This is a genomic window from Streptomyces sp. AHA2 (assembly GCF_036857595.1).
In the GTDB taxonomy this organism is placed as follows: domain Bacteria; phylum Actinomycetota; class Actinomycetes; order Streptomycetales; family Streptomycetaceae; genus Streptomyces.
Window position 1 is genome coordinate 801528 of the sequence record NZ_JAUQWJ010000001.1, and the last position, 22399, is coordinate 823926.

The window sequence follows — 22399 nt, forward strand, 5'->3', positions numbered from 1 at the left end:
GGAGTAGTGACCGGCGGTTGGCGGCCGGCCCGGCACCGGAGCGACGATCACTGTGCTCCATGGTGCGCGCCGCGCCGCCCATCGACAACGCCGAGGCGGGAAGTGAGGTTCACCAGATGCCCAGTCGCACAGTGGTCGTCCGGACGACGGCGGGACGAGTGGCCGGGGAGCGGACCGACGGACTCACCGTCTTCCGGGGCGTGCCCTACGCGGCGCCGCCGGTCGGCCCGCTGCGGTTCGCCTCGCCCCGGCCGCCCGAGCCGTGGCAGGGCGTGCGCGACGCCACCGCCTTCGCCGCCCCCTCGCTGCAGGGCGACTACCTGCCCGACAGCAGCGAGGACAGCCTGTACGCCAACGTGTGGACCCCGGACGTGGACGGCGGCCTGCCGGTCCTCGTCTACATCCACGGCGGCGGCTGGCTGCTCGGCGCCGGCAGCGAGCCCGACTACGACGGCGCCCGCACCGCCGTCCACGGCCGGATGGTCGTCGTCACCTTCAACTACCGTCTGGGCGCGTTCGGCTGGGGCCTGCACGAGGAGCTGACCGACCCGCGCACCGGCTCCTGTGCCAACTGGGGCCTGCAGGACCAGGCCGCGCTCGTGCGCTGGGTCCGCGACAACGCCGCCGCGTTCGGCGGCGACCCGGGCAACATCACCGTCGTCGGCACCTCCGCGGGCGGCTCCAGCACCTGGCAGCTGGCCCTGCTGCCCGAACTGCGCGACATCATCCGCAGGATCGTCCCGATCAGCGTCAAGCACGTGTGGGAGCCCGCCAGTTCCACCACCCCCGGGGAGTCCCGCCGGGTCTACGAGCACCTGGCCCGCCGCTTGGGCACGACCGTGCCCGGCCTGCGCGCCGTACCGGCCGACGAACTGCGGGACGCCTGGGACGAGGTGTACGCGGGCAGCCCCACCGAACGTTTCGTACACGGCGGCCGGGAATACCGGGGGCCGGTCGTCGACGGGCGGTGGATGCGCGGCTACGACCACGCGCTGCCCACGCCGGACCTGCCCATGATGCCGATCTACTGCCGTACCGAGGGCTCCTTCTTCACCACCGGCCCCGGCTACCCCTACCAGGGTCCCCACCCGGCCGACGAGGCGGGACTGCGCGCGGCGGTCCGGGAGGTCCTGGAGAAGGGCGCCGCCAAGGTCACCGACGAGCAAGTGGACCTCTGCATCGCCCACTACCGGCAGGCGTCCGAGACGGAGGGCCTGTCCGTCGACCCGGTATCGGTGTGGACGCAGGTGTGGGGCGACGGCCTGTTCCGCTACCAGATCGTCCGGCTGGCCGAACGGCACGCCCGCGAGCGCGATCCCGCCACCGCGCCGCAGTACCTGATGGAGTTCGCCCACCCGCTCAGGCCGCCGTACACCGGCACCACCCCGCACGAGGCCGTCGCGAAGTTCCTCTTCGGCACGTTCACGCTGCCGGTCAACGCGCCCGCCTACGGGGACGGGCCGCTGGAGCGGCGGATCTCGGACGCGCTGATCGACCTGGTGGCGTCCTTCGCCCGTGGCGGGACACCGAGCAGCGAACACGCCCCCGACTGGCCGGTGTTCACCCCGGACCGACCCTCCGTGATGGTCGTCGGCGGCGAGCGGGTGGCACGGATCGGCTCGGTGTCGGCCCAGCCGCACCTGGCGTACTGGGACCGCGCCGGCTGGGTGCCGCGGCCCTGAACACCTCTTTCTCCCCGGCCATCCACCACCACTGCAACGAAAGGACTGGGACTTCGATGTGCGGACTCGCAGGCTGGGTCGCCTACGACCACGACCTGTCGGCACACGGCGGGACGGCGTCGGCCATGACCGAGACGCTGGCGTGCCGGGGGCCCGACGACCGCGGCGTGTGGATCGCACCGCACGCGATCCTCGGGCACCGCCGGCTCTCCATCATCGACCTGGAGGGCGGACGCCAGCCCATGCACGTCACCGGCGAGGGCGACGGCCAGCCGGTCCTCGTCTACACCGGCGAGGTGTACAACTACCGCGAGCTGAAGGAGGAACTCGCCGGCCTCGGCCACGCCTTCCGCACCTCCAGCGACACGGAGGTCGTGCTGCACGCCTACCTGGAGTGGGGCGAGCACTTCGCCGAACGCCTCAACGGCATGTACGCCCTCGCCCTGTGGGACCCGCGCACCGAGGAACTGCTGCTGGTCCGCGACCGCATGGGCGTCAAGCCCCTCTTCTACTACCCGACGCCCGACGGTGTGCTGTTCGGTTCCGAGGCCAAGGCCATCCTGGCGCACCCCGACGCCGAGGCCGTCGTGGACGCCGAGGGCCTGGCGGAGATCTTCGCCATCATCAACACCCCCGGCCACGCCGTCTTCAAGGGCATGCACGAGGTCGTGCCCGGCACGGTCGTGCGCTTCCACCGCGGCGGCCGCACCACCCGCACCTACTGGCAGTTGGAGGCCCGTCCGCACACCGACGACCTCGACACCACCGTCACGCGGATCCGCGAACTCCTCGAGGACATCGTCGAACGCCAGCTCATCGCCGACGTGAAGGTCGGCACCCTGCTCTCCGGCGGCCTCGACTCCAGCGCCATCACCGCCCTCGCCGCCAAGGTCTTCCGCGACCAGGGCAAGCAGGAACGCATCAAGGCCTTCTCCATCGACTTCAAGAACAACGAGGAGACCTTCCGCGGCAACGGCATCTGGATGGACCCGGACACGCCGTACGCCGTCGACGTCGCCCGCCGCTCCGGCGCCGAGCACGTCATCGTCGAGCTGGAGAACCACCACGTCCTGGACGAGGACGTGCGCGCGCGGGTGCTGCGCGCCCAGGACCTGCCCATCTCCACCGGCGACATGGAGCACTCCCTCTACCACCTGTGCAAGGCCCTCAAGGAGCAGGTGACCGTCGCCCTGTCCGGCGAGACCGCGGACGAACTCTTCGGCGGCTACAACTGGTTCTTCGACAAGGAGGCCGTCGAGGGCGACACCTTCCCCTGGTACGACGCCTGGCGCCGGCTCGGCGGCCTGGACACCATGAAGGAGATCGGCCTCTGGGACCGGCTCGGCCTCGACGAGTACGTCGCCAAGCGGTACGCCGAGGCCCTCGCCGAAGTACCGCGCCTGGAAGGCGAGTCCGCCCACGAGGCACGGATGCGGGAGCTGTCCTACCTCAACATCAGCCGCTGGGAGAACTTCCTGCTCGACCGCAAGGACCGCATCAGCATGGCCGCGAGCCTGGAGGTCCGGGTGCCGTTCACGGACCACCGGCTGGTGGAGTACGTCTTCAACGTGCCGTGGGCCATGAAGACCTTCGACGGCCGGGAGAAGAGCCTGCTGCGCGCCGCCGCGAGCCACGTCCTGCCCGAGTCGGTGCTGGAGCGCAAGAAGAGCCCCTACCCGTCCACCCAGGACGTGGAGTACGTGCGGGCCCTGCGCGCCAAGGTCGAGGCCCTGCTCGACGGTTCCCCCGTCCTCGACCTCGTCCCGGCCGAGGGCATCCGCAAGCTGGTGGACAAGCCCGTCGAGTCCTACGCGGGCCTCGGCGGCCTGTGGGGCATGCGGGCCGTGATGGAGCGCCTGGTCGAGTTCGACGCGTGGGTGAAGGAGTACGACGTCCGCGTGGAGTGGTGACACGCCCACCGGCGCGGCGTGCGGCGCGCGGCACACGGACGGGCCGCGCGCCGCACCGCCGTGCGCACCGACCCCCCTCTCGCACCGGCGGAAGGACTCTCATGGACACCACGCTCATGGACACCTCTGGCCTGCCCCTCCTGGTCGACGACTCCCCGGAGTGGGGCAGCGAGCGCCTCGACCTCGACGCCTACCTCGCCCGCGTCGGCTACCGGGGGCCGCGCGACGCCTCGCTCACGGCACTGCGCGCCCTCCACCGCGCGCACCGGGACTCCGTCTGCTTCGAGAACGTCGACATCGCCCTGGGACGCGCGGTCTCCCTCGACATCGACGCCCTCCAGCGCAAGATCGTCCAGGCGGGCCGCGGCGGCTACTGCTACGAGACGAACCTGCTGTTCGCCGCCGCGCTGGACCGCTTCGGCTTCCCGGTCACCCGGCTCCTGGTCCGCATCCGCGAGGGCAGCGCCAAACGCCGGTTCCGCTCCCACACGGCCCTGCTGGTGCGGGCGGACGACACGGTGTGGCTGGCCGACCCCGGCTACGGCTACGCCGCGCTCATCGAGCCCATCGCCCTGCGGCCCGGAGCGGAGAGCACCGTCGCCGGCTGGTCGTGGCGGCTGGCCACCGAGGACGGCCACTGGCTCCTGCAGTACCGGCGGCCCGAAGGCTGGTTCGACATCTACGCCTTCCGCACCGAACCCCAGTACGCCGTCGACTTCCAGGCCGCCCACTACGTCAGTTCCACGCGCCCCGGCTCGCCCTTCGTCGGGCAGCTCGTGGTCCAGCGGGCCGACGACGAGGAGCGGTACCGGCTGAAGAACACCGAGTTCATGACCGAATACCGCAGCGGTGAACAGCGCCTGCGTGTCCTCGACCCGCACGAGGCCGTGGACATCGTGCGCACCACGTTCCGGCTCCCGCTCACGACCGAGGAGCAACGGCTGCTGCACGATTTCCTCGCCGCCCGGCGGTGACGGTCGAGCCCCCGTGCGAGAACTCCCCGCCTTCGACGGGGAGTTCTCGCACGGGGGCTTCAGGCTCGCGCCTCCCGTGGGGCCAGCGCCGCGAGCACGGCCTCCACGACTTCGTCCGGGGTGCACCCGCCGGTGTCGACGACCGCCCGGGCGACCTCCGTGTAGAGCGGACGGCGTGCCGCGGCCAGCGCACGCCACCGCCCCTGCGGATCACCGGCCAGCAGCGGCCGCCCCGGGTCCCGGCCGATCCGCCGGACCGCCTCGCCGGCGTCCACGTCGAGGAACACCACCGGCCGACCGGCCAGCAGCGCCCGGGTCCGCGGATCGAGGACCGCGCCGCCGCCGAGGGCGAGCACGCCGTCGTGCTCGGCGAGGGCACGGGCCACCGCCCGTGCCTCGATCGCCCGGAAGGCGTGCTCGCCCTCGTCGACGAAGATCTCGGCGATGGTCCGGCCCTGTTCGGCGACGATGTCGTCGTCGGTGTCCCGGTAGGCCACCCCGAGCCGCCCGGCCAGCAGTCGCCCGACGGTGGACTTGCCCACGCCCATCGGGCCGACCAGCACGACCAGCGGCCCGCTCATCGGACGGCGAGGTGATCGAGGTACGAGGTGACGTTGCGGCGCGTCTCGGCCACCGAGTCACCACCGAACTTCTCCGCCACCGCGTCCGCCAGCACCAGCGCCACCATGGCCTCGGCCACGATCCCGGCGGCCGGGACGGCGGACACGTCGGAACGCTGGTGGTGGGCCTGGGCGGCCTCACCGGTGGAGACGTCGACCGTCCGCAACGCCCGCGGCACGGTCGCGATGGGCTTCATCGCCGCCCGCACACGCAGCAGTTCACCCGTGGTCAGACCGCCCTCGGTGCCGCCCGAGCGGCCCGAGGCCCGTCTGACGCCTTCCTCGGTGGCGACGATCTCGTCGTGCGCCTGCGAGCCGGGAACCCGGGCCAGCTCGAAGCCGTCGCCGATCTCCACGCCCTTGATCGCCTGGATGCCCATCAACGCACCCGCGAGCCGGGCGTCGAGCTTGCGGTCCCAGTGCACGTGCGAACCCAGCCCCACGGGCACGCCGTAGGCCAGGACCTCCACCACGCCACCGAGGGTGTCACCGTCCTTGTGGGCCTGGTCGATCTCGGCGACCATCGCCTTCGACGCGTCCGCGTCCAGGCAGCGCACCGGGTCCGCGTCCAGCCTCTCCACATCGGCCGGTGTCGGATACACCCCCTTGGGCGCCTTGGCCGCGGCCAGCTCCACCACGTGGGAGACGATCTCCACGCCGGTGGTCTCCTTCAGGTACGAGCGGGCCACCGCCCCCAGGGCCACCCGGGCGGCGGTCTCCCTGGCCGAGGCGCGCTCCAGGATCGGCCGGGCCTCGTCGAAGCCGTACTTCTGCATCCCCGCCAGATCGGCGTGCCCGGGGCGCGGACGGGTCAGCGGCGCGTTGCGCGCCAGGCCCTCCAGGACGGCCGCATCGACCGGGTCGGCCGCCATGACCTGCTCCCACTTGGGCCACTCGGTGTTGCCCACCATGATCGCCACCGGCGAGCCCAGCGTGAGACCGTGCCGGACACCGCCCAGGAAGGTGACCTCGTCCCGCTCGAACTTCATCCGGGCACCGCGCCCATAGCCCAGCCGGCGCCTCGCGAGATGGTCCGCCACCATGTCCGTGGTGATCGGCACGCCGGCGGGAAGACCCTCCAGCGTCGCCACGAGTGCGGGACCGTGCGACTCACCCGCGGTCAGCCAGCGCAACCTGCTCAACGGTGCCGCGCTCCTTTCCCCTCGCGCCGGGGAGGGCCCCGCCCGTGCCGGGGAGGACCTCCTTGATCAGGTCGCCGACGATGCGCACGCCGTCCTGGGTGAGCACCGACTCGGCGTGGAACTGCATCGACGCGAAGTGCGGGCCGCGCAGGGCGTGCACCTCGCCGGTGTCGGGGTCGCGGCTGATCTCCACCACGCCCACCCCTTCGCACTCGGCCTTGTCGTCCTCGGCGCGGGCGGCGAACGTGTTGTAGAAGCCGACCCGCTCGCGGGCGCCGAACAGGTCGATCTCCCGCTGCACGCCCTGGTTGGGGACGGCGCGGCGCACCAGCGGGAAGCCGAGCAGGGTGCACAGCGTCTGGTGGCTGAGGCAGACGGCGAGGAACGGCCGCCGTTCGTCCAGCAGGGTGCGCACCGTGGCCCGCAGATGGGCGATCTTGGGGTGTTGGACGTCGCGCGGGTCGCCCGGGCCGGGGCCCATGACGACGAGGTCGTATCCGTCGACGGAGTACGGCTCGTCGAAGCGGCGGACCGTCACCCGCAGTCCCAGGGAGCGCAGTTGCCGGTCGAGCATCGAGGTGAAGGTGTCCTCGGCGTCGACGACCAGGACCCGGCGGCCGCTCAGCGCCGGATCCGGCCGCTCCGCCGGGCCGTCGCCGGCCAGCCAGAAGCCGGCGAGGGTGGCGTTGCGCTGCTCCAGTGCCGACCGGACCAGCGGGTGGTCCGCGAAGCGGGAGGGCCCCTCGCCCTCGATGGCCGCGAGCAGGCCCGCCGCCTTCGCCGCGGTCTCGGCGACCTCGCTCGCCGGGTCGGAGTGCCGCACGAGCGTGGCGCCGACCCCGATCCGCAGCCGTCCGGTGGCGTCGATGTCCGCGGTGCGGATCAGGATGGAGGAGTCCAGGGCCCGGTCCCCGTGCTCGTCGCGGCCGATCAGGGCGACGACGCCGCTGTAGTAGCCCCGGCCCTCGGGCTCGTACCGGCTGATGACCCGGCAGGCGTTCTCCAGCGGGCTGCCGGTGACGGTCGGGGCGAACAGCGTCTCGCGCAGGATGTCGCGCGGGTCGCGCGTGCTGTGCCCCTCGATGAAGTACTCGGTGTGGGCGAGGCGGGCCATCTCCTTGAGGTAGGGCCCGACCACCCGGCCGCCCGACTCGCAGATCCGGGCCATCATCTTCAGTTCCTCGTCCACCACCATGTACAGCTCGTCGGCCTCCTTGCGGTCGGCGAGGAAGTCGAGCACCTGCGGCAGGGTCGGGCCCGTGGAGGGGTAGCGGTAGGTGCCGCTGATCGGGTTCATCACCGCCGTGCCCGCGTGCAGGCTGATGTGCCGCTCGGGGGAGGCGCCGACGAGCGTGCGGGAGCCGGTGTGCACCAGGAACGTCCAGTGGGCGCCGCTCTCGCGTTGCAGCAGCCGCCGGAAGACGGCCAGGGCGTGCCGGGGGGTGTAGCCGGTGATGTCGGCGGTGTAGGTGCGCTTGACGACGAAGTTGGCGCCCTCCCCGGTGCCGATCTCGTCCCGGACGACCCGGCGGACGGTCTCGGCGTACTCCTCGTCCGGGGTGTCGAAGCGCCCGCCGGACAGTTCCACGGGCAGGTCGGGGATCCTGGTCAGCACCTCGGCGACGGGCACGGTGGCCTGGCCGGTGACGGTCATCGCGACCAGCGGGGTGCCGTCGTCGGGGCAGTCGTAGCCACGCTCGGCGATCTGCCGGTAGGGCACGAGGGCCAGGACCTCGTGGCGTGGGCCGCCGGCCTGCCGAGGGGCGTCGGGCAGGGGGAGTTCGGCCAGGGTGCGTGGTTCGGCGGTCTCACCGGTGACGACGTCCAGCACGCCCGGGCCCGTCGCCCCGGGGCGGTGCAGCAGGGCGTAGGCGGCCGGCGGCCGGTCGCCCAGGATCCGGCCGAGCAGGTCGCCGCTCGCGGTGCCGGTCATGCCAGGACCTCCTTGGTGGTGACGACGACGGCGCAGCGCTGCGCCGCGTACTCCAGGGCCAGCCGGTGGTGGTACTCGGAGAAGTCGGCCGTCGCGTCGGCCACCAGGAACGGCTGGATGTCGTGGGTGAACGCCTCGACGGCGGTCATCAGTACGCCGACGTGGGCGTACACGCCGCACAGCACCAGCTGGTCCCGGCCCGCGGCGCGCATCCGCTCCAGCAGGTCGGAGCGGAAGAAGGCGCTGTAGCGCCACTTGGTGAGCAGCCAGTCGCCGGGGGCCGGGGCCAGTTCGTCGACGACCTGCCGGTCGGCGGGGTCGGTGCGCATGCCCGGGCCCCAGAAGTCCTTCAGCAGGCCCCGCTGTTCGTCGGTCATGCCGCCGGGCTGGGCCGTGTACGCCACCGGCATGCCGAGCCCGGCGCAGTGGTCGCGCACCAGGCGGGCGTTGCCGACCAGTTCCTCGCGCAGGCCCTCGGGGAGGGGCCGCAGGAAGAAGCGCTGCATGTCGTGCACCAGCAGCACGGCGCGGTCCGGGTCGACGGACCACCGGGCGACGTTGCCGGGCAGGTCGCCGGCCGTCGGCATCGGGTAGGGGGTGATCTCGGGTATGCCTGCCATGGGTTCGTTCTCCTGGTCGCCTCGGATCGCTCGCTGGGGTCGGGGCTCAGGCGCCGAGTGCGGCGCCGCCGTCGACGGTGAGTTCGTGCAGGGTGATGTGGGAGGCCTCGTCGGACAGCAGGAAGGCGACCGCGCCGGCCACGTCCGAGGGGCGGGCCAGCTTGCCCAGCGGGATGCCCACCCGGAAGGCGTCCAGCCGTCCCTCCACCGTGTGCTTCGCGCCGGACTCGTCGTGCCACATGGACGTGAGCATCGGGGTGCTGGTGGAGCCCGGTGCCACGACGTTGCAGCGGATGCCGTCCCGGGCGACCTCCAGGCCCAGGCTCTTGGTGAACATGGTCGCCGCCGCCTTGGACGCGGCGTAGGCGGCCATCTGCACGCGCGGGGTGGCGGCGGCGTTGGACGCCACGGTGACGATCGCGCCGCGCCGGCGCGGCAGCATGCGGTTGACGACGGCCCGCGACATCAGGAACACGCCGGTGGCGTTGACGGCGAACGTCGCCGCCCAGTCCTCGTCGGTGAGGTTGCGCACGGTGCCCAGCCGCAGCACGCCGGCCCCGTTGACCAGGTACTCCAGCGGGCCGAGACGCCGTTCGGCCTCCTGCACCACGGCGTCCACCTCCGTGGCGCTGGTGACGTCGGCCGGCAGGGCCAGTGCCTCCAGACCGTCCGCGCGCAGCTTGTCCACCACCCGCCGCAACCCGTCGGCGTCCCGGTCCACGGCCGCGACCACCGCGCCGCGTTCGCCGAGGGCGCGGGCGACCGCCTCGCCGATGCCGCCCGCCGCCCCGGTGACCAGTGCGACCTTTCCGTCCATCTTCCGGACCTCCTCGTCTGCGTGTCTGCCCGAGTGCGTGTCCCCGCGCCGTGCGGGGTGGGTTCCCGTGGTGTCAGCCGAGCCAGGCCGAGGCGACGGCGACGGCCTGGCTGGGGTTGAGGCGCGGATCGCAGTAGGACGTGTACTTGTCCGCGACGTGATCGACGCAGGAGTCGTTCGGGACGCACTCGGTGACGTCGTCCGGGGTCGTCTCCAGGTGCAGCCCGCCGATGATCCCGCCCTCGGAGCGCACGGCCTCCTGGAACTCCTGGATCTCCCGCTCGATCGTCTCCAGGAAGCGGGTCTTGAGGCCGCCCGGCAGGGTGACGGTGTTGCCGTGCATGGCGTCGGTCAGCCAGATCACCGGATGCCCGGCCTCGCGGGCCGCGGCGACGAGCTTCGGCAGCCGCTCGGCGACCGTGGACGCCCCCATGCGGGCGATCAGAGTCAGGCGGCCCTTCTCCCGGCCGGGGTCGAGCCGTTCGCACAGTCCGAGGAGTTCGTCGGTCGTCACGTTCGGCCCGATCTTGCAGGCGACCGGGTTGACGACCCGGGACAGCAGGGCGACGTGGGCGCCGTCGAGCTGGCGGGTGCGCTCGCCGATCCAGGGCCAGTGCGTGGAGGTGAGGACGAGCCGCCCCTGCTCGTCGCGGCGGACCATGGGCAGTTCGTAGTCCAGGATCAGCGCCTCGTGGCTGGTCCACACCGGCGGTTCGACGGCGTGCCGCCAGGTGTCCCGCCAGCCGAGGTGGGTCATGATCTCGCCCGCGGCCCGGTAACAGGCCAGGATGCGCCGGGGCTCCGGGCGCCGGCTCTCCGGATCGGGCTCCGGTCCGTTGACCATGTGGCCCCGGTAGGACGGCAGTTGGACACCACCGACCAGTTCGGTCGGGCTGGAGCGCGGTTTGCCGAACTGTCCCGCGATGCGGCCCACGCGGATCACCGGCTTGTGCGTGATCATCTTCAGCGCCCCGGCCAGCAGGTCCAGCACGGCGGTCTTGCGGGCGACGTAGCCGGGCGTGCACTCGGCCGGATCCTCGGCGCAGTCGCCGGACTGGACGACCAGGGCCTCCCCGGAGGCGACCCGTGCCAGCAGCGCACGCAGCGAGTCGACCTCCCGCGCGTCGACGAGGGCCGGGCGGCGGGCCAGCGTGTCCGCGACCTGCCGCACCTTCGACGCATCACCCCACTCGGGCTGCTGCCTGGCCGGTTTGTCCTTGATGTCGAGCAGAGCGTCGTCCACTGGTGTCTCCTTTGACGAGGGGCATGACTTCGGCGGGCCGTCGCCGGGGCAGGGGGGACCCGTTGACCGCGCGGCCGTGCGGGTCCCGGACGGGGCCGGACCGGGCGGGTACGCCGCGGTGGGCCGGACTGCCGGCCGCCGGACCGGCGCACGAGCGGTGCCGCGCCGGCCCCGGCGCGGGTGGTGCCCGTCCGTGTGCGGGGGTGCGGAGGCCGCCATTGCCCGGCACGCGGAATAGTTCTGCTGCCGGCTCGGGTGACGGATAGGGTGTGCGATCGCCACGGGGGCGTAATTGCTGTTTTGCAGCGGCACGCACAGGCGGAGAAGGGCGCCCGCCCCGCAAAATGCGTCACCGGCTGAAGTGCGATGATTTCCGGTTCATCCGGCGCCGACCGGGTGCGCGGAATGCGGAACGGCCGTCACGGACCTGCCGGCGTCCCGGCCCGACCGGAGGCGGAGGAGCCGTGAGTGCCGGATCCGCAGCGGGGCCCGGTGGGACCCGGTGTTGAAAAACAGGTCGTTCGCCCAGGTGACGAGCTCCCCGATGCCGGTCGGCGAACGGGGCGCGGACAGGTCCCGTGCAAGGGCCGTCGAGGACGGCGGTGTGGGTCACGCACGCGATGCTCCCTCGGCAGACGGAGTGGCCGTGCCGGACCTCGGGCCGGCTGTTCGCTCCGATCCTGTATCGAAAGCGAAGGCCGGCCCAATGCCGGTGGACGCACTTCGTCAAATAGCCGGTACTTCATCAAGTCGATGTCGGAGCCACTTTGCGCCAATGTGTCACGTCACCCGTAGTTCATCTCGGGTGCATGCGAATAACCTGACGGTGACGCTGGACCCGCGACTTATGCAGCAAGGAGTGACGACCCGCCATGTCGGACCGGCTGAGGCAACCGGGCGTGCTGGAGCTGGATGAACTGGTCGCGGAGGGTGTCTCGCCCTGGCTCGACGGACTTCACCGCGGCCACCTGGCCTCCGGACGCCTGACCCGTCTCATCGCGCGCACGGGAGTCCGGGGCGCCACCTCGGACCCGGCCACGCTGGCCGCGGCGGTCGAGACGGACGGCGCCTACCGTGATCAACTCGCGGGTCTGGCCTCCGGCGACATCTGCGCCGCCGACGCCGTACGGGCGGTGGCGGCGTACGACGCCCGCTGGGCCTGCGACGAACTCCGGGCGGTGTACGAGGCCACGCGAGGGCTGGACGGCATGGTGTCGATGGATCTGGACCCGCGCGTCGCGGGCGACGCCGAGTCGGCCGTCGCGGAGGCGGCCCAGGTGCTGCGCGCGGTGAACCGGCCGAACGCGATGGTCAAGCTGCCCGCCACGGCAGAGGGGATCACCGCGATCAGGGAGTGCGTCGGTGAGGGTTTCCCCGTCCATGTCACCGCCGTCTTCTCGGCTTCGCGTTACCGCGAGGCACTGGACGCCTACGTGGAGGGTCTGCAGCGCGCACTGGTCGACGGCCGGCGGCTCTCGGCGCTGACCTCGGTCGTCTCGCTGCCCGTGGGCCTCCTGGACGCCGAGGTGGACGCGCGGCTGGAGGAACTGCGCAGCCCGGACGCCCTGGCGCTGCGCGGTGAGGCGGCCGTGGCACGGGCCCGCCACTTCTACCGGATGTACGACGACAGGTTCGGCGGCGCCGACTGGCGGCCTCTGGCCGCCGCGGGAGGACACCCGCAACGACTGATGTGGTCGGCCACGACCGTGGCCGACCCGTCATCATCCCCGACGCGCTACGTGGAGCAGATCGTCACCTGGGGCTCGATCACCTCCATGACCCTGCCCACCCTGGAGGCGGCCGCCCGCCGGCTCACCCTGCGCGGGGACACGCTGATGGGCCGTCACGAGGCGGGGCTCGAGGTGTGGAGACGACTGGAGGGCGTCGGCGTCGACGGCGAGGAGATCGCCCGGAAACTGGAGACCGAGAGCGCCGAACGGCTGGCGGCCGCGTGGCGCGACCTGTACGCGGCCGTGGACGCGGGACGGCACACGGCCCACCGGACGTGAGCCGTCGGGTCGTCGACCGGGCCGCGTCACCACGCGAGATGTGCCGCGGAGCGCGCCCGCTCCCACATGCCGGGGACCTGTTCGGCCGGACGCTGCTGTTCGCCGTGCAGGGCGTTGAGCACCACCAGGCAGCCGGTCAGAGCCGGCACGGCCCACTGCGCGTAGGCCAGCTGCCGTCGCGCCTTGTCGACGTCGATCGGGTGCTTCCCGGCCTTCTCGGCGTCGGCGGGGTCGGTCGACGACGCCAGCTCGACCTTCTTCCCCAGGACCCGGGCGTACGCGGTCGCGGCCAGGGCCGCGGCGGTGACCACCGTCTTGGCTGTGGTGGAGGCGGTCACGCCCCGCTGGGTGGCGACCCGGCTCGCGTTGGCGGCGAGCAGCCCGCCACCGCCGAACAGGTGCGCCCCGATCGCGGCGGCGTTGACCGGCGTCCACTTCGCCCACCCGGCGGAGGAGATCCGGTCACGCGTCGCCTCGGTGCCGCCTTCCTCCCGGGCCGCTCCGTTGAGGCCGACCGCCCCCATCAACGAGCCTCCGAACCAGGCCGCCAGGCCGAGGTCGTGCAGGCTGCGGATGACGGTGTTGCGTTCAGACATGGCGAAGCTCCTCAGTCCGGCGGTCAAGGGGTGTGGCCGGGCAGACGGCGGCCACCAGCCCACCCTCGCCCGACTCCGGGCGTCCCGCCATCACGGGCGGGCCAGTCGGGTGCAGGCTGGTGACGCCCGGCGAACCGTGCCCCGCACGAAGAGGTCCGGGACCCAGGCTCCTCGGGGCGCACGGTGGATCATGCAGGGCCGCAGGCGATACTCGTACGGGCGGCGCCGCCGTGGTACCGCAGTCCGAGGGGAGCGAGATGGCCGAGGTGCTGGTCTTTCATCACGGACAGGGGCTGACAGCCGGCGTCCGGGCGTTCGCCGGGCGGCTGCAGCGGGCCGGGCACACCGTCCACGTCCCGGACCTGTTCGAGGGGCGGACGTTCGGCAGCCTCGAGGAGGGCATGCGCCACGTCGCGGACATCGGGTGGGGCACTGTCGTCGCGCGCGGCGCCGCCGCCGTCGAGGGCCTGCCCGCGGAACTCGTCCACCTCGGATTCTCGCTCGGCGTCCTTCCGGCGCAGAAGCTGGCCCAGACCCGACCCGGCGCGAGGGGCGCCCTGCTGCTGGAGGCGTGCGTCCCGGTCGCCGAGTTCGGTGACGGCTGGCCCGGCGACGTGCCGGTCCAGGTGCACGGTATGGACGCCGACCCGTACTTCGCGGGGGAGGGTGACGTGGACGCGGCCCGGGCGCTCGTGCAGGCGGCGGCGGATGCGGAACTGTTCCTCTACCCCGGGGACCGGCACCTGTTCACCGACAGCAGTCTTCCCTCGTACGACGAGGCCGCCACAGGGCAGGTGACCGAGCGCGTGCTGCACTTCCTCGACCGCGTCGAGTAGCGACCGGGGCGGGGGCGAGGCAGCCGGCGAGCGGTTCGCTCACACCTCTCGTCTGTCCGTCGCCGCGTAGTAGCGGCGGCAGGTGCGCAGCATGCCCTGCGCCGACAGCGTGAAGACGTCCACGAACTCCCGCTGCTGGGGCGCCAGTCGGCCCATCGCCACCACGCAGTTGCCGTCGGCGACGATCCGGGTGATCAGGTGCCGGGCGCCCGGGGGCCGCGGTCGCTCCAGTTCCGCCCCGAGGGTGCCGGCGTCCAGGAGCGAGCCGTAGCCGTCGATGTCCCCGGCGTCGAGGTAGTCGTACGCGAGACGGACGTGGTCGACCCCGGAGTCCGTGATGACGCGGCTGGTGCCGGGGCGGCGGGGCGGCGGGATGCTCATGGCGGGGTCCTTTCGTTCGGCTGTTCCGCGTGGCGACTGAGGGCGGTGCCGTGCCCTCAGCCTCGGGGACAGCCGCATCCCGCTGCTATCGCACCCCTATCACGATCGATCGAGCCCCGTCCCCGGAACGTCGGCCCGCGCCGCACTCCGTGCCCCGTGCGCTCGCGGCCTGCGGGAATTCGCCCGGGGCGCGAGTGAATCGGGCGATCAGATCCGGCCAACGACGGTTCATCGTCATGAAATCTCCACACCATGGACAACGCCTGAACGTTTCAGCAAGACTGTGCCCCGCTCCACCATCTGTCCAGGTGCGGCTCCTGCTGGGAGACTCATGACCGTTTCGCCCGGCGGGGCTCCGAGCGCCCCCGAACCGGTGGCCTTCTGCATCCTCGGCCCCTTGACGGTCGTCGGCGCGAGCGGGCCCGTGCGGGTTCCGCCCGGACGGCAGGAGATCATCCTGGCGGCGTTGCTGCTGGAGGCCGACCGCGTCGTCAGCACCGACTACCTCGTGGACCTCATCTGGGACGACGAGCCGCCGGATACCGCCCGCACCCAGGTGCAGATCTGCGTCTCCCGCCTGCGCAAACTCTTCACCAAGGCCGAGATCGCCGCGGCCATCACCACCCGCCCACCCGGTTACGTCCTCAGAACCGAGGGCGAGTCGGTCGACGCCCTGCTCTTCGCACGGCAGGTCGCCGACGCGCGCACCGCGGCACGACAGGGCGATGCCCACACCGCCGCGGATCTGCTGCGCTCCGCCGACGAGTTGTGGCAGGGCAACTGCCTCAACGGTGTGCCGAGCGAGACCCTGCGTAGCAAGGCGCTCCAGCTGGACGAGGAGCGGATGACCGCCGCGGAGACCCGTATCGACCTGGAGCTGGATCTCGGCCGTCACCACCATCTGGTCGCCGAGATCCGCACGCTGGTGCACGTCCACCCGCTGCGCGAACGCTTGCGCGGCCAGCTGATGCTCGCCCTGTACCGGTCCGGGCGGCAGGCCGAGGCCCTGGAGACCTACCGTGCGGCGCGCGAACTGCTCGTCGAGGAACTGGGGTTGGAGCCGGGCAGCGAACTGCGTGGCCTGGAGGCGGCCATCCTGGCGGGCGAGGTGCCGCCGGCGCCCGCCGGCCCTGCGTCACGAGCCGGCCAGGACGCTCCCGGTGGCCGTACGCCGCACGCGGACAACGGCCCGCACACCGGAGGAACGCCGGGCGGGGGACCGGTCGGATCCGGACCGGCCGCGCGGGCGGCCGCGGCGCCGGTGCCTGCGCAAGGCGCACCGGCGGTGGCAGGAGCCGGGAGCGACCTCGCCACGGCCGCCCCACCCCCCGGTGGTGCCGACACGACCGTGTCCGCCGTGGCGGGCCTCACCGCCCCGGGCGCTCGGCGACCGGGAGAGCACGGTCCGATCCTGCCCGCGGTGCCCGGCCAGCGGGGAGCAGGCGGCAGCGTCACCACGGCGACCCCCGCAGCGGACAGCGCGGCCGGGACACCACCGCACGGGGCCCGGCAGGCCGGCGCCCGGGCGAGCGGGACAGCCGCTTCATCCGACGTCGTCACCTCCTCCGGACCCGCCGGAGCGTTCGCCGGCCATCCCTTCGCCGGCCCCGCGCCCCGCGCAGCCGACACCCCCGACGGCACGACGGACCGCCCCGCACACCCCTTCACCGCGCCCCCCGGTGAAGAGATCCCGCGGCAACTGCCCGCCGACACCTCCGACTTCGTCGGCGATGAAGAGCAGGTCACCGGGCTCCAGGCCACCCTGCTCGGCGACGGCCTGCGCCGCTCGGTCGGGCTGGCCGTCATCGTCGGCAAGCCGGGCACCGGCAAGTCCACCCTGGCCACCCACGTCGCCCACCTGCTCGCCCAGCACGCCTACCCGGACGGGCAGTTGTACTGCGACCTGCGCGGCACCACCGGCGCGCCCGCCGCGGCCAACGAGGTGCTCGGGCGATTCCTGCGGGCCCTGGGCATCCCCGGGCCGGTGATCCCCGAGTCCCAGGACGAACGGGCCGAGATGTACCGCACGCTGCTGGCTTCGCGCCGGGTACTGGTCGTGCTCGACGACGCGGTGTCCGAGAGCCAGGTGCGGCCGCTGCTGCCCGGCAGCAGCCACTGCGCCGTGCTGGTGACCAGCCGTCTGCGGCTCACCGGCCTGCCCGGAGCCGAGCGGGTCGAGCTGGACGTGATGGACACCGCACGAGCGCTGGAACTGCTCGGCCGGGTGATCGGCACGGACCGGGTGGGCCGGGAGCAACCGGCGGCCGAGATGCTGATCCGCACCGTCGGGGGGCTGCCGCTGGCGCTGCGCATCGTCGCGGCCCGGTTGGCCGCCCGCCCGCACTGGAGCCTGGCGTCGATGGTCCAGCGGCTGGCGAACGAACGGCACCGGCTCGACGAGCTGACGCACGGCGAGATGACCATGCGCGCCAGCCTGTCCCTGACCCACGACGGCCTCGCACCCGAGGACCGCAGACTCATGCGGCTGCTGAGCCTCGCGCAGGCGGCCACGTTGCCCGGCTGGCTGGCCGGCGCCCTCCTGGACGATCACCGCCCCTATCCGTCGGACCTGCTCGAACCGCTCGTCGACGTGCAGATGCTGGACGTGGTGGGGGTCGAGTCCACCGGCGGTTTCCGCTACCGCTTCCACGAGATCATCCGGGTGTTCGCACGAGAGCAGCTCGTCCTGCACGACGCCCCGGCCGTCCAGACGGCGGCCCTGGAACGGATGACGGGCGGCTGGCTCTCCCTGGCCGAGCAGGCGCACCGCCGGATCTACGGCGGTGACTTCACCGTGCTGCACGGCACGGCGCCCCGCTGGGTGCCGCCGGAGCACTGTGTCGACGAACTGCTCGTCAATCCGCTGGAGTGGCTGGACAGCGAGCACGCCGGTCTCGTCCAGGCCGTCGAGCAGGCGGCCGCCGCCGGGATGGACGAGCTGTGCTGGGACCTGGCGGCCACCCTGGCCACCCTGTTCGAGGGCAAGGGGTACTTCGACGACTGGCAGCGTACGCACCAACTGGCGCTGGACTGCGCCCGCTCGGCCGGCAACACCCGCGGCACCGCCGCCCTGCTCAGCTCCCTCGGGGTGCTGCACCTCGGCCGCAGCCAGCACGAGGAGTCGCAAGGAGCGCTGACCTCCGCCCTGGACCTCTTCCAGGTGCTCGGCGACCGCCAGGGCCTCGCCCTGTGCCACCGGGACCTCGCCCTTCTGGCGCGGATGCGCGGGGACGACGATCGGGCCCTGACCCTGTACGACCGGGCGCTGAGGGACTTCGACCAGGCCGGTGACGTCGTGGGCCGGGCCATCGTGCTCACCCAGAGCGCGCACATCTGGATGCGGCGCGGAGAGATCTCGGGGGCGCAGGCCCGTCTCGACGAGGCCCTCGCCATCTACCGGTCGGTCGGCTACACGGGCGGAGAGGCACGCACCCTGCGCCGCGCGGGACAACTGCAGCAGGGACAGGGCCGGCACGAGGACGCGGTACGTACGTACATCGAAGTGCTGGAGTTGTGCCGGGACCACGGCGACGTCATCGGTGAGGGACACCTGCTGCGTGATCTGGGGCATGTGCACACGGAGTTGGGCCGTGGCGAGGCGGCGCGCGGGTTCTACACGCAGGCGCTGACCGTGCGCGAGCAGATCATGGACCACGGCGGGGCGGCGCTGATCCGGCTGGACCTGGCGCGGCTGCTCGCGGCGAGCGACGCGGCGGCGGACCGGGAATGGTCGCGCGACCAGTTGAGGAAGGCGACGGTCGCGTTCCGTGAGCGGCGGATGGCCGCGGAGCTGGCGGAGGCGGAGCGGCTGCTCGACGCGATGGGGCCGGCTCGCGCCGCGGGACCGGCGGGGGAGAGCGTCTCGGCGGTCGGATGATCGACGTGGCCCCGGTGAGCGCGGTGGCTGAGGTGGCTGCGGCGCTCGGGCGCAGGACCGGCTTCCGGCGCCGGTCTCGGCGAGGTCAGTCCCACGGGTTGGTGTCGCCGGAGGCGGTGGGCGACGGGGTGGCCTGCGGCGTGGTCACGGCGGTCGTGCCGGCCGTGCCGGAAGAGGTGGCGGCCGGGCCGTCGGCCTGGGCGATCTGCGCGCCCAGCAGCGTGGCTCCGGCGACGGCGACGGTGACGAGGGCGGCGCGGAAAGCGGCGGTGAGGGCCATGATCGGAGTCCTTCCGGTAGGGCGCCCCGGCTTTCCGGGGCGCTTCCTTCTTCGTGGGCACCACGCTAGGAACGACCGGAATCCCGGCACCGCCCCCGCTCTTATCGCCGCGCTATCACGACCCGCTGCGTGGCGGGGACGGCCGGTGATAGCGGCGCGGCGGGCGGACGCCCGCCGCGCGATGTCGGCGGGATAGTGCCCTGCGGACGATGGAGAACGGGAACCGGGCCGCGCCGTCCCGCCCCGTCACCGACCACCGCCTTCACCGGGAGCGTCACCATGGACACCCTCGCCACTCGCGCCGCCCGTGCCGCCGACCCCGTCCGCACCGCGCCCGACCGCCCGGCCGACTCCTTGGGCCTTCCCCCTGACGTGTCCATCCCCGCCCCCGCGGCGCCCGGCCGCCCGGCGGGCGCCTTCGGCCTCCCGCACGCCACGCCCGTCTCCACCCCGGTCGCACCCGGCCGCTCGGCCAGTGCCTTCGGTGTCCCCCGGGCCACGCCCGTCGCCGCAGCTCCCGCGGCTGCTTTCGCTACGCCCGCCCGGGAGACGACCGCGATAGGCGCGTTGATCCGCTCCCACCGCCTGCGCATCGGGCTCACGCAGCGGGAACTCGCCGACCTGTCCACCATCAGCGTCCGCGCCATCCGGGACCTGGAGCAGGGCAAGGCGAGACGGCCGCGCTCCGGCACCGTCCAACTGGTGGCGGACGCGCTGCGGCTCGGTCCGCGTGCCCGGGCCGCCCTGGCGGAGGCGGCCCGGCAGGGCCGGGGCATCGGTCCGGGCCGGCAGGAACCGACGGCACCCCCGACCGCGCTGCACGCGATGGTGGGACGCGAGGGCGAAACGCAGATCCTGGCGTCGGAGGTGGCTGAGTCGGGTACGGAACGGCTGGTCAACGTGGTGGGCTTGGCCGGCGTCGGCAAGACCCGGCTGGCGCTCGCGGTGGCCGAACGGCTCCACGGTGCGGGTCTGCCCGTGCTCTGGCACACCTTCACCGGACACCGCGGCGAGTACCTGGCCCCCGAGGACGCCGCCCTCACCGCCCACCTCGCGGCCCTGGCGGCCGAGTTGTTCGCCCAGGACGGCCCCGGAGCCGACCCGGCAGTCACCGCGGCGGCGGCCGCAGCCTCCTGGAACGAACTGGTCGGCGACGCACCCGCGTTGCTCGTACTGGACGGCGCTCCGGCTTCGCCCCCCAGGGCCGACCGGCTGACCGCCCTCCTGCGCGCCTGCCCGGGGCTGCGGCTGCTCGTGACGTCCGACGCACCCTGGGGCGTGCCGGGCGAGCGGATCTTCCTGCTCTCCCCGCTGGAACTGCCGGGCGACGACACCGGGACGAGCGAGTCACCGGCCGTGCGGCTCTTCCTGGACCATGTACGCCGCGCCCGGCCCGACTTCGCGGCCGCACCCGCCGACGTGGAACGGGCCGGCGCCGTCTGCCGTCTCCTCGACGGCCATCCCGGGGCGCTCGTCGCGGCCGCGTCCTGGCTGGTGGTGTACGACCTGGCGACCCTGTGCGGCTGCCTGACCACGGACCCCGCGGCCCTGCTCGACCACCTCGACCCGGCGGGCGGCACGGGTGACTTCCGCACCCGACTGTGCGACCGCCTCGCGCGCCTGCGGCCCGGCCCGCGCGCCCTGCTGGACGCCCTGTCCACACCGGCGGCCCCCCACGCCGCCGCTCCGGGCCGGGGGCACGAACTGAGCGACCTCACCAGGCTCACCGGCCTGACCCCGGCCGAATGCGGCCGGTTCCTGCGCGACCTGCTGCTCAGCGGCACGGTGAGCGCGGTGTACCGGGACGGCGCCTCCCGCTTCCACGTCCTCGGCCTGGTCCGCGCCGCACTGGCCCGGCCTGCCTCGGCAACTGCCGCCGCCCACTGACCTGCTCCCCTATTGCCGGACCAACTGCCGCTCCCGAGCGCCGGCCGGGGCTTGTATGGCATCCGGCCGCAACGACGGCCCGGGCAGTCACCCACCTCAAGCAGCCCCACGACTCCGAGGAGCACCCTCATGTCCCCGACCGCGTCGGAACAGGGCACCGTGTACGGGCCCTCCACTGTGCGGCTGCCCCTGTCGGCGGCGCAGCGCGACATCTGGATGGCACACGGGCTCGACACCTCCGGCTGCCGCTACAACATCGGGGAGTACCGCGAACTCACCGGGCCGCTCGACACCGGCCTGGTGGCCTGCTGCTGGTACCGGCTCGCCTGCGAGGCCGACGCACTGCGCATCCGAGGCGTCGGCTCCGACGACGACGGCACCCTGTGGCAGGAGGTGCACGCCAAGCCCCTCGGACGCAGCCTGAGCATCGTCGACCTGAGCGACGAGAACGACCCGGTGGCGGCCGCCCGCGCCTGGATGGACGCCGAACTCGCCCGCCCCTTCGATCTGGCGCACGACTGGCTCACCCGCCACGCGCTGATCCGCGCGGGCCGCACCGCGGCGGGGGAGGAGCGCTGGTTCTACTTCCACGCCTTCCACCACCTGGCCATCGACGGCATGGGCATCGCCCTGCTCGACGAGCGTCTGGTCGACCTGTACGACCGTGCGGCGGCGGGACGACCGTGGGGAGAGACACCGTTCGGCACGCTCGCCGAACTGCTCGACGAGGACGCGGCGTACCGTACATCGCCGGAGGCCGCCGAGGACCGGGCGTACTGGGCCGCGCACCTGGCCGACGTCGAGCCCGTGCCGCGGCTCGCCGAGGGCCACACCGCTGCGACCCGGCCCGGAGCCCTGCCGTTCACCCGCCGCACCGTCCTCCTGGGCGCCGAGCGGTCCGACCGGCTGAAGGAGGTCGCCCGCACTCACCGGGCACCGTGGACGATGCTCGTCCTCGCCCTGGTCGCGGCCTACGTGCACCGGGTCGGCGGGGCCGACACACCCGTGCTGGGGCTGCCGGTGACGAGCCGGCGCACCGAACTGGCCCGCCGTACCCCCGGCATGATGTCGAACGTCATCCCGCTGCGGGTACCGGTCCGCACCGACGACTCCCTCGCGGACCTGCTCACCACCGTGCGGGCCCGAGCCCGCGAGGGACTCGAGCACCAGCGGACCCGCTACGAGGACGCCTGCCGGGACCTCGGCCTCGGCGAGACGGCCCGGCGCATCGCGTCCCCGCAGGTCAACATCATGGCGTTCGCCCCGGGCAAGCGGTTCTTCGGCCTGCCGACCGTCCAGCACAACCTCGGCAACGGCCCGGTGGAGGACCTGGCGGTCGGTGTGTACGACCTCGGGCCCGACCTCGGCCTGCGGATCGACTTCGACGCCTCACCCGAGGTCTGCGACATCCAGGCGGTGGCGGGGCACCAGGACCGCTTCCTGAAGTTCGCGGAGCGCCTCCTCGCCGAGCCCGGAGTCGCATCGTCCCGCACGGAGCTCCTGGACACCGGTGAGCGGCGGATGTTGGGCGAGTGGTCCGGCCGGTCGGTGCGGTACGGCGGGGAGCCGTTGTTGACGGCCCGGTTCGAGGA

Annotated in this window: 17 protein-coding genes; 8 read left to right on the forward strand and 9 right to left on the reverse strand. The window is 73.1% G+C overall.

From position 1 onward, the window contains the following. Positions 1-116: 116 nt before the first annotated feature. The 3 genes from Q5694_RS03795 to Q5694_RS03805 all read left to right on the forward strand — a co-directional run bounded on the left by Q5694_RS03795 (position 117) and on the right by Q5694_RS03805 (position 4566). Positions 117-1682 carry a carboxylesterase/lipase family protein gene (locus tag Q5694_RS03795; RefSeq protein WP_333930519.1) on the forward strand — a complete coding sequence of 522 codons (1566 nt, stop codon included), beginning with the start codon at positions 117-119 and terminating at the stop codon, positions 1680-1682. A gap of 56 nt (positions 1683-1738) precedes the next feature. Beyond that, the gene (gene asnB / locus Q5694_RS03800) at positions 1739-3592 is read left to right on the forward strand and encodes an asparagine synthase (glutamine-hydrolyzing) (protein ID WP_333930520.1); all 1854 of its coding nucleotides are present in this window, start codon (positions 1739-1741) and stop codon (positions 3590-3592) included. A 101-nt stretch (positions 3593-3693) separates the two neighbouring features. Next, a complete protein-coding gene (locus Q5694_RS03805) occupies positions 3694-4566 on the forward strand; it encodes an arylamine N-acetyltransferase family protein (RefSeq protein ID WP_333930521.1) in 873 nt (290 codons plus the stop codon). A 59-nt stretch (positions 4567-4625) separates the two neighbouring features. Here Q5694_RS03805 and Q5694_RS03810 read toward each other — a convergent pair whose 3' ends face one another. The 6 genes from Q5694_RS03810 to Q5694_RS03835 form a co-directional block, all read right to left on the reverse strand. After that, positions 4626-5147, reverse strand: a complete 522-nt coding sequence (locus Q5694_RS03810) for a shikimate kinase (protein ID WP_333930522.1) — start codon at positions 5145-5147, stop codon at positions 4626-4628. Continuing rightward, positions 5144-6328, reverse strand: a complete 1185-nt coding sequence (gene aroC / locus Q5694_RS03815; RefSeq protein WP_333930523.1) for a chorismate synthase — start codon at positions 6326-6328, stop codon at positions 5144-5146. Before aroC ends, Q5694_RS03810 begins: the two co-directional genes overlap by 4 nt. After that, complete coding sequence (locus Q5694_RS03820; protein WP_333930524.1) at positions 6297-8261, reverse strand: anthranilate synthase family protein; 1965 nt, start codon at positions 8259-8261, stop codon at positions 6297-6299. Before Q5694_RS03820 ends, aroC begins: the two co-directional genes overlap by 32 nt. Next, positions 8258-8881 (reverse strand): isochorismatase family protein, encoded by a 624-nt coding sequence (locus Q5694_RS03825; RefSeq protein ID WP_333930525.1) that lies wholly within the window; start codon positions 8879-8881, stop codon positions 8258-8260. The genes Q5694_RS03820 and Q5694_RS03825 overlap by 4 nt, the downstream gene beginning before the upstream one ends. 46 nt (positions 8882-8927) lie before the next feature. After that, positions 8928-9698: a 2,3-dihydro-2,3-dihydroxybenzoate dehydrogenase gene (locus Q5694_RS03830; protein ID WP_333930526.1), complete on the reverse strand. Its 771-nt coding sequence runs from the start codon at positions 9696-9698 to the stop codon at positions 8928-8930. Between the two features lie 73 nt (positions 9699-9771). Beyond that, positions 9772-10941, reverse strand: a complete 1170-nt coding sequence (locus tag Q5694_RS03835; RefSeq protein ID WP_333930527.1) for a 3-deoxy-7-phosphoheptulonate synthase — start codon at positions 10939-10941, stop codon at positions 9772-9774. Positions 10942-11813: 872 nt separating this feature from the next. Between Q5694_RS03835 and Q5694_RS03840 the strand changes: the two genes are divergently transcribed. Next, positions 11814-12950 (forward strand): transaldolase family protein, encoded by a 1137-nt coding sequence (locus Q5694_RS03840; protein WP_333930528.1) that lies wholly within the window; start codon positions 11814-11816, stop codon positions 12948-12950. A gap of 26 nt (positions 12951-12976) precedes the next feature. On the opposite strand, the gene Q5694_RS03845 is transcribed toward Q5694_RS03840, so the two are convergent. Beyond that, on the reverse strand, positions 12977-13546 hold the full coding sequence (locus Q5694_RS03845; protein WP_333930529.1) for a hypothetical protein: 570 nt from the start codon (positions 13544-13546) through the stop codon (positions 12977-12979). Between the two features lie 230 nt (positions 13547-13776). On the opposite strand from Q5694_RS03845, the gene Q5694_RS03850 reads away from it, so the two are divergent. Then, positions 13777-14382, forward strand: a complete 606-nt coding sequence (locus tag Q5694_RS03850) for a dienelactone hydrolase family protein (protein ID WP_333930530.1) — start codon at positions 13777-13779, stop codon at positions 14380-14382. A gap of 39 nt (positions 14383-14421) precedes the next feature. On the opposite strand, the gene Q5694_RS03855 is transcribed toward Q5694_RS03850, so the two are convergent. Beyond that, the gene (locus Q5694_RS03855) at positions 14422-14763 is read right to left on the reverse strand and encodes a nuclear transport factor 2 family protein (protein ID WP_333930531.1); all 342 of its coding nucleotides are present in this window, start codon (positions 14761-14763) and stop codon (positions 14422-14424) included. A gap of 331 nt (positions 14764-15094) precedes the next feature. Here Q5694_RS03855 and Q5694_RS03860 point away from each other — a divergent pair, with 331 nt between their 5' ends. Beyond that, positions 15095-18640, forward strand: a complete 3546-nt coding sequence (locus Q5694_RS03860; RefSeq protein ID WP_333930532.1) for an AfsR/SARP family transcriptional regulator — start codon at positions 15095-15097, stop codon at positions 18638-18640. Between the two features lie 85 nt (positions 18641-18725). On the opposite strand, the gene Q5694_RS03865 is transcribed toward Q5694_RS03860, so the two are convergent. Then, positions 18726-18920, reverse strand: coding sequence for a hypothetical protein (locus Q5694_RS03865; RefSeq protein ID WP_333930533.1), 195 nt, complete (start codon positions 18918-18920; stop codon positions 18726-18728). 279 nt (positions 18921-19199) lie between these two features. Between Q5694_RS03865 and Q5694_RS03870 the strand changes: the two genes are divergently transcribed. Together Q5694_RS03870 and Q5694_RS03875 are read left to right on the forward strand one after the other, a co-directional pair. Continuing rightward, complete coding sequence (locus tag Q5694_RS03870; protein ID WP_333930534.1) at positions 19200-20807, forward strand: AAA family ATPase; 1608 nt, start codon at positions 19200-19202, stop codon at positions 20805-20807. A 129-nt stretch (positions 20808-20936) separates the two neighbouring features. Beyond that, on the forward strand, positions 20937-22399 hold a 1463-nt coding region (locus Q5694_RS03875; protein ID WP_333930535.1), incomplete at its 3' end, for a condensation domain-containing protein.

Bases quoted from the DNA above. Each gene is read 5' to 3' on its own strand.
- Q5694_RS03865 (WP_333930533.1), bottom strand. From the start codon at position 18,920: ATGGCCCTCACCGCCGCTTTCCGCGCCGCCCTCGTCACCGTCGCCGTC.
- Q5694_RS03845 (WP_333930529.1), bottom strand. From the start codon at position 13,546: ATGTCTGAACGCAACACCGTCATCCGCAGCCTGCACGACCTCGGCCTG.
- Q5694_RS03860 (WP_333930532.1), top strand. From the start codon at position 15,095: ATGACCGTTTCGCCCGGCGGGGCTCCGAGCGCCCCCGAACCGGTGGCC.
- Q5694_RS03825 (WP_333930525.1), bottom strand. From the start codon at position 8,881: ATGGCAGGCATACCCGAGATCACCCCCTACCCGATGCCGACGGCCGGC.
- Q5694_RS03795 (WP_333930519.1), top strand. From the start codon at position 117: ATGCCCAGTCGCACAGTGGTCGTCCGGACGACGGCGGGACGAGTGGCC.
- Q5694_RS03870 (WP_333930534.1), top strand. From the start codon at position 19,200: ATGGACACCCTCGCCACTCGCGCCGCCCGTGCCGCCGACCCCGTCCGC.
- asnB (WP_333930520.1), top strand. From the start codon at position 1,739: ATGTGCGGACTCGCAGGCTGGGTCGCCTACGACCACGACCTGTCGGCA.
- Q5694_RS03820 (WP_333930524.1), bottom strand. From the start codon at position 8,261: ATGACCGGCACCGCGAGCGGCGACCTGCTCGGCCGGATCCTGGGCGAC.
- Q5694_RS03810 (WP_333930522.1), bottom strand. From the start codon at position 5,147: ATGAGCGGGCCGCTGGTCGTGCTGGTCGGCCCGATGGGCGTGGGCAAG.
- Q5694_RS03830 (WP_333930526.1), bottom strand. From the start codon at position 9,698: ATGGACGGAAAGGTCGCACTGGTCACCGGGGCGGCGGGCGGCATCGGC.
- Q5694_RS03855 (WP_333930531.1), bottom strand. From the start codon at position 14,763: ATGAGCATCCCGCCGCCCCGCCGCCCCGGCACCAGCCGCGTCATCACG.
- Q5694_RS03840 (WP_333930528.1), top strand. From the start codon at position 11,814: ATGTCGGACCGGCTGAGGCAACCGGGCGTGCTGGAGCTGGATGAACTG.
- Q5694_RS03805 (WP_333930521.1), top strand. From the start codon at position 3,694: ATGGACACCACGCTCATGGACACCTCTGGCCTGCCCCTCCTGGTCGAC.